This window comes from Collimonas fungivorans, assembly GCF_028292705.1.
Classification (GTDB): Bacteria; Pseudomonadota; Gammaproteobacteria; order Burkholderiales; family Burkholderiaceae_D; genus Collimonas; species Collimonas fungivorans_B.
Window position 1 is genome coordinate 1 of the sequence record NZ_JAQGLV010000062.1, and the last position, 8,466, is coordinate 8,466.

Below are 8,466 nucleotides of genomic sequence, written 5' to 3' on the forward strand. Positions count from 1 at the left end.
TCAGCTGAGCTCAGCGATATTTTTCAGCGCGCTTAGCACGTCCGGAAAATCCGCGGTCACCATCGGCCCGAAATCCGCCGCAGCCGGCCCGGTGATTTCCGTGCTGTAGATGACCTTGCTGCCGCCGGACGCCAGCGGCACGATCTTGTGGTGCACTAGTACGCGGGTGCCGTCGATGATCGTTTCATCGGTAAAGCTTTGGTTCTCCCTGACGTCGATCAGGGTGGTGGTAAATACATCCTCGCCGGGCGGTTGCATTGTAAATGTGGCGCCATCCACAAATGCGCCGTGGATCTGGATATTATCAATTCCCTTGTTCCACTTTTTCCAGCCCTGCACGTCGGCAAACAACTGCCAGATCCGCGCCGGCGTAGCGCTTGTTTCTATGCTCTCTTCATGAGTCCACATGATTTTTCCCTGTTGTCTAAGGAGGCATGGATTGCGAAACGCTAATTTAGCATGACTAAACCCCGCCGGGAACGCAAGCAATCAGCTGCAGCTCTACCGCATAACCGTGATGCAAGGCCGGCACCGGCACCACGGCGCGCGCCGGCTTGTGCGCGCCCAGGTAGCTGGCGTAGATCTCGTTGAACAAACTCCAGTTTTCAACTCCGACCAGATACGCGGTGGCCTGCACCACGTCGCCAAAACCGCAGCCCGCGGCTTGCAAGACTTGCTGGCATTGATGGAACACTGCTTCGCACTGCTGCCGGAAATCATGCGAGGCCGGGTCGATCGTATCGGAAGCCGGCAGCATGCCTGACAAAAAAACAAAACCGTTCTGTTCGACCGCTTGCGAATAGTGCCCGCGCGGCGCCGGCACGGCCGGGGTATGTATGATTTTCATGGTCTCTTTGCGTGACAAGGGTAAATGATGGGCCGAACCTGTCCTACCAGCCGCGGAAGCGTTCCCAGACCTCCAGGATATCCGAAGACTCTCGCTTGACTACATGGTAGCGGGAATGCTGGGCGCCGGTGGCGCAAGCGTGGTTCGGCAGGATGCGCAGCATGGCGCCGATAGGCAGGTCCGGCGTTTGCGCAGGATCGCCGGAACGATGCGCGATCACGCCGTGTTCCTGGTTGGCGTCGACCATCAGCAGGTCCGGCAGCAGTTCGCCGCCGAGATCGCAGACCAGGCCGTAACCCTGGTCCTGCGGCTGCCTGCTGGTGCCGCGGTCGCGCGACATGGCCATCCAGCCGGCGTCGGTAATGATCCAGCCCTTTTCTTTCTGGTGCCCGATCACCGTGGTGAGCACGGACAGCGCGATGTCTTGCTGGCGGCAGACGCCCAGGCCGGCCATGACCAGGTCGCCGAACACAAACACGCCGGCGCGCACTTCGCTGACGCCATCCAGGTTGTCGGCGAACATGGCGGTCGGCGTCGAGCCGATGCTGACCGCCGGGCAAGCGATGCCGGCCGCGCGCAAGCGTTCTGCGCAGCCAACCGCGGCATCGCGTTCCTGCTGCGCCATCTGCCTGATGGCCGGTATCGAACGGCAGTTATAGGAATTGCCGGCATGGGTGATGACGCCAGCCAGATGCTGGCCGCCGGCGACCAGGCAACGGCCGATCTCGAGCAGCTCCGGCGAATCGGGAAGCACGCCTGAGCGGTGGCCGTCGGAGTCGATCTCGATCATCACGTCGAAACGCATGTTTTCCTGCCGGCCTTTGTCGCACAAGGCCTGAGCCATCTCCAGGCTGTCCAGGATCAGCGTCAGCCTTACCCCCTGCCGCCGCAGCCGGATCACATGATCGAACTTGCCGGGAACAATGCCGACTGCATACAGGATATCCGTGAAGCCATCGACTGCGAAATATTCGGCTTCCTTGAGCGTCGAGACGGTGATCGGCCCGCTGGCTTGCCCTAGCGTCGAGCGCGCGACCTGGATCGACTTGCTGGTCTTGACGTGCGGCCTGAACACCACGTCGAAACGGGCCAGGCTGGTCCGCATGCGGGCGATATTCTGTTGCATGCGGTCCTGGTCAAGGACCAGGGCCGGCGTTTCAAGGTCGGCCAGGCGGCGCACCGGATTGCGTGTGGAATCATTCATGTCGTTTCCTCGGTTTATCTGGTTTCGACGAACTGCAGCAGGTCCGAGATATGTGCCGACTCCGCCAACGGCGCCGGCGCGCCGGCTGGCGCTGCCAGGCCGATGCGGTTATGCCAGAAGGTATCGAGGCCGACTTGCGCAGTGCCGAACATGTCGTAGGCGGACCCGGCGACAAACAGCACGCGCTCCGCCGGCAAGTCCAGTTTCTCCAGCGCCAGCCGATACGGCCGCGGGTCAGGCTTGTAAAACCCGGCCTGCTCCGACGTCACCACCACCTCGAACGGAACACCCACCCGGTCGGCCGCCAGCTGGCCCAGCCTGACGGAACAGTTGGTCACTACGCCAAGCCGATGATTCTGTTGCAAGCGGGCCAGCGTTGCGACCACCTCCGGCCACGGCTGGAGACTGCGCCAGTTGCGGTCCAGCTGCTGCGCGAGCTCTGGCGCCAGTCCGACGTTCTGCGCCGCCTGCGCTACCAGTTCCTCATAAGGCTGGTAGGCGCCGCAACCGTAGGTCAGCCGCAGGTATTCGGCGCGCCAGGCGCGCCCGGCCTGCTCCGAGCCGGCGGTATGGTTCCAGACCGTCCAGGAATCCAGTAATGCAGTCAGCAGATCGAACAAGATTGCCTGATATTTTTGCGCCATGTCAGCCCCGATCCAGTTGGTATGGCTGAATTATCGATGGTATTGCCAAGATTGTGGTTAAATGAAACGCATGACTAACTTAAGTTTTACTTAATAATGATCCCGGTCGACGATATCCGTTTTTTCATGATCGTGGTGAAAACCGGCAGCCTCGCCGCCGCCGCGCGTGAGATCAACGTGACCGCTTCCGCCGTGACTCAGCGCCTGCAGCAGCTGGAAGCCAGGCTGGGCGTGCGCCTGATCGACCGCTCCACGCGGAATATGAGCCTGACCGACGAAGGCCAGCTGCTGGCGGAAGAAGGCGCGGCGATTTGCGAGCGCAACGACGCTCTTTTTGAAATGCTGAAAGCACGGCAAGGCATTGTCGCGGGACATCTGCGCATCAACGCCCCATTCGGCTTCGGCCGCCGCTACCTGACGCCGCTGGCGGCGCAATTCCAGAGCGACCATCCTGGCGTCAAGGTTTCGCTGACCCTGCTCGACCGCATTAGCGCCGGCGAAGCGCATCAGGCTGACATCACATTCCACATCGGCGCTTTGGCCGACTCCAGCCTGGTGCGCTACAAGATCGGCGCCAATGCAAGAATCCTGTGTGCGGCCCCATCCTATATCCGGCGCATGGGAGCGCCGGCCGATCCGCAATCGCTTGCCGGGCACCAGTGCCTGGTATTACAGGAAAACGATGAAGACGTAGGCCTGTGGAAGTTTGCCAAAGGCACGCTCAGCCACAGCGTGCGGGTCGATCCCATCCTCAGTTCCAACGATGGCGAAGTGGTGCACCAATGGGCGCTGATGGGGAAAGGCATCATGATCCGTTCCGAGTGGGACGTCGCGGAAAACATCCGGCGCGGCAAGCTGGTGGCGCTGCTCCCTCAATGGAATATCGCGCCGGCCGACGTCATCGCGCTGGTGCCGCAGCGCAAAGGCATGTCGGCGCGCGCGAAGAAATTCATCGAGTATGCGCTGCGGCAGTTCGGCCCGGTGCCGCCCTGGCGGATTAAAGGCGGGCCATGACAAGCCGGGCAACCGTCTGCGCCGGCGCCGGGTTCAATGATCGAGGATCAGCAAATCGTCAAAGCTGAATCCGCGCACCCTTACTGTATTCAAGGGCAGCGCCATCCCTAGCCCGTGCCGGATTTTTTTCCGCAAGCGCATGATCATGGTGTCCAGCCGGTTTTGGTCGTAGCTCAGGTAATGTTCGCCGAATTCATCGATGATCTTCCTTCTGGACGCCACCTGGCCGATTTCCAGCATGGCAAAGGTTTTGACCAAGGTGAATTCAAGGCTGGTGAGCTTAATCTGGTTATTGTTCGGCGCAGTCAAGGTGCGCTGGTGCATAGACAGCCGCCAAGGCAGCGTAATGCCACGCGTCAGGTTGGCAATATCGGGCGAGAACGGATGCGTGTGATCCATTTGCAAAATGGTGATTGACCTGTTTTGCTCGTTCGGACTCTGCCCCGCCAGCAATGTGGCCGACGTCTCGCTCCAATTGATCTGATAACCAGCGCTGCTGAAAAAATCGCAGATCTCATTTTCATTTCGCGTGTCATCTTTCAGGAGAAGCAACGTCATCATTTTTTGCCCCAACAAAGTAGATTCATAGCCACATGTTGGCCCATGGAAATACTGTTATCATGACAATTCATGACATTTTCTATAGTTTTCTGAGGAACATGGCCCTGCGCCGGGATGAGATTCGGTTGCGGACGCGCCATACAACCAGACAATACAGCCTTGGATGTAAATCCACCGACATCTGGCCATGAAACCCCGTTTTTCATTTGGCCGATGAAAGGGCATATAAGCAGCCAGTTCAGCCAATCGCCGACACCTGTACACCACCGCAACGGGCTTTTTATCTCACCCGGCGCCTGCCCCATGTCAGCAATCGTCAGTTTCCCGGCCGATGCCGAGCCTATTCTTTTTACGATCTTTGCGATGCTCGGGTCGCGGATGAAGGAAAAAAAGATACGCGCGGCCGCTTTCCGCCTGGCAGGCGACAGCGACAGCCCACCTGAATGAATGGCATGACGACGCATCTACATGAAAAGGAATCGGCATGAAAATCGAAGACATGAATCAGAACAACTGGGGAGTATGCGGTTTTGTCGCGGCTATCCAGGCGGCCAACCTGAACCAAAAAAAAGGAGGGGTCATTGCGGCCGATACCTATGCCACCTTGTTTCCCCTGATCGAGAATTTTTGCCGGAACCATGCGGACCGATCTGCAGAGCTGCTGGATTTCTCGAAGGTTTTCGGAAATGTATATGCTTATCGCAGCCTGCAAGACGTCACGGACAGAATGCGTGGCAACCACGCCATGGATGCGCAGGTCGGCATTGCGATGACGGCGGCGGCGGTCAGCCTGCTGTGCAAAGACCTGGGTTTCCTGAACTATGACTTTCATGCTACAACGGCGAATAGCAACAGCTTGAATCTCGACAAACCACTACCGTATAAAAACGCGATTTACGGCTTAGGAAAAAAAGACAATCAAAGCAACTACCGGTACGGCCTGCTGCACTGGATCTATGTTGATCTTCACGGCGATGTTTTTACGTGGGGAAAAAAGGGAACAGATGCCGTCAAGGCCCTGAAAGACAACGGTTATGACAAACTGACGCATTATCTGCCTGCCCTCAGCTAAAACCAGCTGCCAATACCAGCGGGCAAACGGATGGTCCAATTCGATGTCCGCTTTTCCGGTTGCTGGAAATCCCGGTTAACTTCTTATGCGCCGCTGGATGCCGGAACTGAATTTCTTTATCCCGGCCGTCACCATGTAGGAAAACAGAAAGAACCAGACCATCGCATACAGGTAAACCCACAACATGATCTGCGTGGTGCCGCTGGCGTTAATTACGGTGTTGCAGCGACTGAGCAATTCAGGCACTCCTATCACCGAAGCCGCAGAGGACGCCATGACAATGATCACGCAAAAATTTCCCAGGTTCGAGATGAACAGCAGCGCGTCCTGGCATCTGCCGCGCCGCCATTCCAGGATGGTGCTTAGCAGGTTATCTGAAACAAAACCCGCCACGGACAGCGCCAGCGCCAGCGCCGCTTTCAACCAGGACGGGAAAGGCAGGCTGATGCTCGAAAACGGCAACGTCAATGATTCCGGCAGCATGAATACCAGGTAAAACTGGAAAACAAACGTCGGCACGTTGCGCATGAGTTCGGTCAGGCCTGAACCCGCAAGAGCCCATTTCCGGTGGCTGGACAGCCGCAGCAAGACCAGCAGTCCGCCGCCGGCCGTGCCGATACCCAACGCCAGTACGGAAATCAGGATGTTCCACAGGAATCCGGTTGCCAAAAAGGGAGTCCATTCAAACAGCTTTTTTGTGATTTCAATCCATTCCACGACACCACCTCTGTTCCATCCATTGCAATAAACGCAGCACGACGAACACCAAAAGCAGGAACAGCAGCATCAAGGTATTCATCACGGTGGCGACGGCCCCATGCTCGGCGATAATCGAGGTGGATACCGACAGCAATTCGGGCACTGCGACGGCACTGGCCATCATGGTGGCTTTTGTCACATTCACCAGGCACGCCAATATCGATGTGGAGCAACGGCTCACCAGCGGCCGCAAGGTGCGCAACGTCAAGCGAAACCCGGGATTGCGCAAACGTTCTTTGTCGCCGGCATTTTCCAGGATATGCAGCAGGCATGAGCCGGTGTACCAGCACAGGCACAGCACGACAACCAGGAAGGAATTCAACTGCACTCCCCAGCTCGCGGCCAGCAAACTGCCTATGCCGAAAACCAGTACATAAATTTGCAGCAGAGGCGGAGTCAGCCTGCCGATCAAGGCCAATCCCTTGAGAAACCGGCTGAGCAGCAGGATTTTCCGTTCCACGGCCAGCGCCAGGATCGTGCCGCTGGCGAGGCTGCCGAATACGCAAGAAACCGTGAGCGCCAAGGTGATGCATAAAGCGCGTAAAAACTGATCGCGCTCATACTCGTCGTAGACGAAGGTGAGATTGACGCCGGTTTTTTCCTTGAGCAGCAATCCCCATTGCTGCAAGCCGGTGGTTTCAGTAGAGGTAATGAAAACGGGATTGCGGCATGCCAGCGGCCATTGACCGTTCGCCAGGCGCCGGCAAATGAATGCGCCTTTCTCGTCTTTTTTATTCCACAAGGTGTGCATCTCGGTCAGAAACATGGAAGGCGGCAGCCGCCATTTCTTTTCGAGGTCTAGCAAGACGCCCTGTCGATGCCAGTCAGCCACGGTATCGCCGATAAACATTTCCAATGCGCCGCCTTTTTCAGAACGTGCAATGGCGATAGCCCACGGCGTCAGCAGCTGCGGCGGCAAAGTGGATTTGTAGTTTTTCCATTCGCTCGACAACAAATCGCCGGCGATCGCGGTGTTGTCGAACAGCCAGCCGGCGCAACGGCCGTCGCGCACTCCCAGCTTGGCGTCGCGGCCGCTTGGAAACACCTGCAAATCCAGCAGGTAGCGTGTGGCCATGGCGCGGTTGAAGTAGCTGCCCTGGGTGGCGCAGACCTTTTGGCCGCGCAAGTCGGTCCAGGCGCTCAATTTGCTGTCCGGCCTGGTCATCAGCGTCACGCCGGAAGAATAGTAGTTCGGTTCGACCAGGCCGGCAATTTGCCGCCGCTCGTAGGTATCGCCCAAGGTCGAGATCATGACGTCTATCCTGCCCTCATCCAGCACCTGCATGCGGTTGGCGCCCGTCACCGCCACCTTGTGCAGGACGACGCCGAGGCGATGCGCCAGGTCCTGCGCCAGGTCGTGCTCAAAACCCTGAGGCGTGGCGTCCGCCGAGAGCATGCCGAAAGGCGGGTAGTCGGTCTTGACTCCCACCACCAGCACGCCGCGCTTCACTATCTGATCCATGCGGCTTTCGCCATGCGCCGCGCTGGCGACCACCAAGATGAACGCAAACAGGCAGGCACGACCCGCTTGCAGGCAGGGGCGCGCATTTGTTTTACCCTGCCTCATACGGGATCCGCGAGCACCCGCATGCCGTAGCCGAGCTGCGCCGGAATCCAGGAGCACAGGCGCCGGTCGATGCAGCGCACCAGTCTCGATTGCGTCACCAGCCATTCCGGAAACACGCTTTCAGGCTGGCACTCCATGATGGCGAATCCCGCTTCAGCCAATTCCTCGCGCAGGGTGCGCAATGAGTAGAGATGATAGAAGAACGTCAGGTTGCGGCCCTCAATGCGCCTGGTAAACCGGATATTGCCCGCTTCATCCTGGGGTGGTCCGGCATATCCCATGGCCCGCGCCAGGCCGTATTTGAGCAATTCCCACGGCCTGCGCCGGAAAATCGACGGGACCGACAAGATCAGCTTGCCGTCGGGCCGGATCAGGCTGCGCATTTTATGCAGGGTCTGCAGCCGCAAGTCGCGCTCGACCACGTGCGACAAGACGCCGAACAGCATGAGGATCGCATCGTAGCAGGTGTACTTGTTCAAGCCATCCAGGTTGTCATGCACAAAGCTGACGCGCTCACGATGAGGCGTGCTGCGCAACTGCGATTCGAACTCCGCCAAAGAGGCGGCGGAAATATCGTAGGCGGTCAGGTGCGCCTTGGTTTTTTCCAGCAAAGCCAGTGAATAGCGGCCGTTTCCGCAGCCAAAGTCGAGGATCTGGCCGGCCTCAGCCAACCCGTTCTGCAGTAGATAGGCCATGGTTGCAATATTCGGTTCCGGGTAGCGCCGGCGGTATCCCTCGCTGAGATAATAATGATCGTAAGTTGCCTGCATTGCTCTGCTGATATCGTCCGCTGACATG

At 58.4% G+C, this 8,466-nt stretch carries 11 protein-coding genes; 2 read left to right on the forward strand and 9 right to left on the reverse strand.

All coding sequences use genetic code 11. The features are described from left to right. Genes JWQ61_RS03030 through JWQ61_RS03045 form a run of 4 tightly spaced genes read right to left on the reverse strand, consistent with a single transcriptional unit; the run spans position 1 to position 2,695 of the window. Positions 1-408: an SRPBCC family protein gene (locus JWQ61_RS03030; RefSeq protein WP_304359207.1), complete on the reverse strand. Its 408-nt coding sequence runs from the start codon at positions 406-408 to the stop codon at positions 1-3. 55 nt (positions 409-463) lie between these two features. Next, positions 464-847, reverse strand: coding sequence for a RidA family protein (locus tag JWQ61_RS03035; protein WP_304359208.1), 384 nt, complete (start codon positions 845-847; stop codon positions 464-466). Positions 848-890: 43 nt separating this feature from the next. After that, complete coding sequence (locus tag JWQ61_RS03040) at positions 891-2,051, reverse strand: DSD1 family PLP-dependent enzyme (protein WP_304359209.1); 1,161 nt, start codon at positions 2,049-2,051, stop codon at positions 891-893. Between the two features lie 14 nt (positions 2,052-2,065). Next, positions 2,066-2,695 (reverse strand): HAD-IA family hydrolase, encoded by a 630-nt coding sequence (locus JWQ61_RS03045; protein WP_304359210.1) that lies wholly within the window; start codon positions 2,693-2,695, stop codon positions 2,066-2,068. A 96-nt stretch (positions 2,696-2,791) separates the two neighbouring features. On the opposite strand from JWQ61_RS03045, the gene JWQ61_RS03050 reads away from it, so the two are divergent. Beyond that, positions 2,792-3,709 carry a LysR family transcriptional regulator gene (locus tag JWQ61_RS03050; RefSeq protein ID WP_304359211.1) on the forward strand — a complete coding sequence of 306 codons (918 nt, stop codon included), beginning with the start codon at positions 2,792-2,794 and terminating at the stop codon, positions 3,707-3,709. A 33-nt stretch (positions 3,710-3,742) separates the two neighbouring features. Here the strand turns inward: JWQ61_RS03050 and JWQ61_RS03055 are convergent, their stop codons facing one another. Together JWQ61_RS03055 and JWQ61_RS03060 are read right to left on the reverse strand one after the other, a co-directional pair. Then, entirely contained in the window at positions 3,743-4,270 is a 528-nt protein-coding gene (locus JWQ61_RS03055) for a winged helix-turn-helix domain-containing protein (RefSeq protein ID WP_304359212.1), read from the reverse strand. Beyond that, entirely contained in the window at positions 4,267-4,734 is a 468-nt protein-coding gene (locus JWQ61_RS03060; RefSeq protein ID WP_304359213.1) for a hypothetical protein, read from the reverse strand. The genes JWQ61_RS03055 and JWQ61_RS03060 overlap by 4 nt, the downstream gene beginning before the upstream one ends. Before the next feature lie 20 nt (positions 4,735-4,754). Between JWQ61_RS03060 and JWQ61_RS03065 the strand changes: the two genes are divergently transcribed. After that, positions 4,755-5,342, forward strand: coding sequence for a hypothetical protein (locus JWQ61_RS03065; RefSeq protein WP_304359214.1), 588 nt, complete (start codon positions 4,755-4,757; stop codon positions 5,340-5,342). Positions 5,343-5,417: 75 nt separating this feature from the next. Here the strand turns inward: JWQ61_RS03065 and JWQ61_RS03070 are convergent, their stop codons facing one another. From JWQ61_RS03070 to JWQ61_RS03080, 3 genes are all read right to left on the reverse strand, one after another. After that, on the reverse strand, positions 5,418-6,011 hold the full coding sequence (locus JWQ61_RS03070) for a polar amino acid ABC transporter permease (protein ID WP_304359215.1): 594 nt from the start codon (positions 6,009-6,011) through the stop codon (positions 5,418-5,420). Between the two features lie 34 nt (positions 6,012-6,045). Next, complete coding sequence (locus JWQ61_RS03075; RefSeq protein WP_304359216.1) at positions 6,046-7,668, reverse strand: transporter substrate-binding domain-containing protein; 1,623 nt, start codon at positions 7,666-7,668, stop codon at positions 6,046-6,048. Continuing rightward, positions 7,665-8,466 (reverse strand): bifunctional 2-polyprenyl-6-hydroxyphenol methylase/3-demethylubiquinol 3-O-methyltransferase UbiG (locus tag JWQ61_RS03080; RefSeq protein WP_304359217.1); only part of this gene is annotated, 802 nt, incomplete at its 5' end. The genes JWQ61_RS03075 and JWQ61_RS03080, both read right to left, overlap by 4 nt.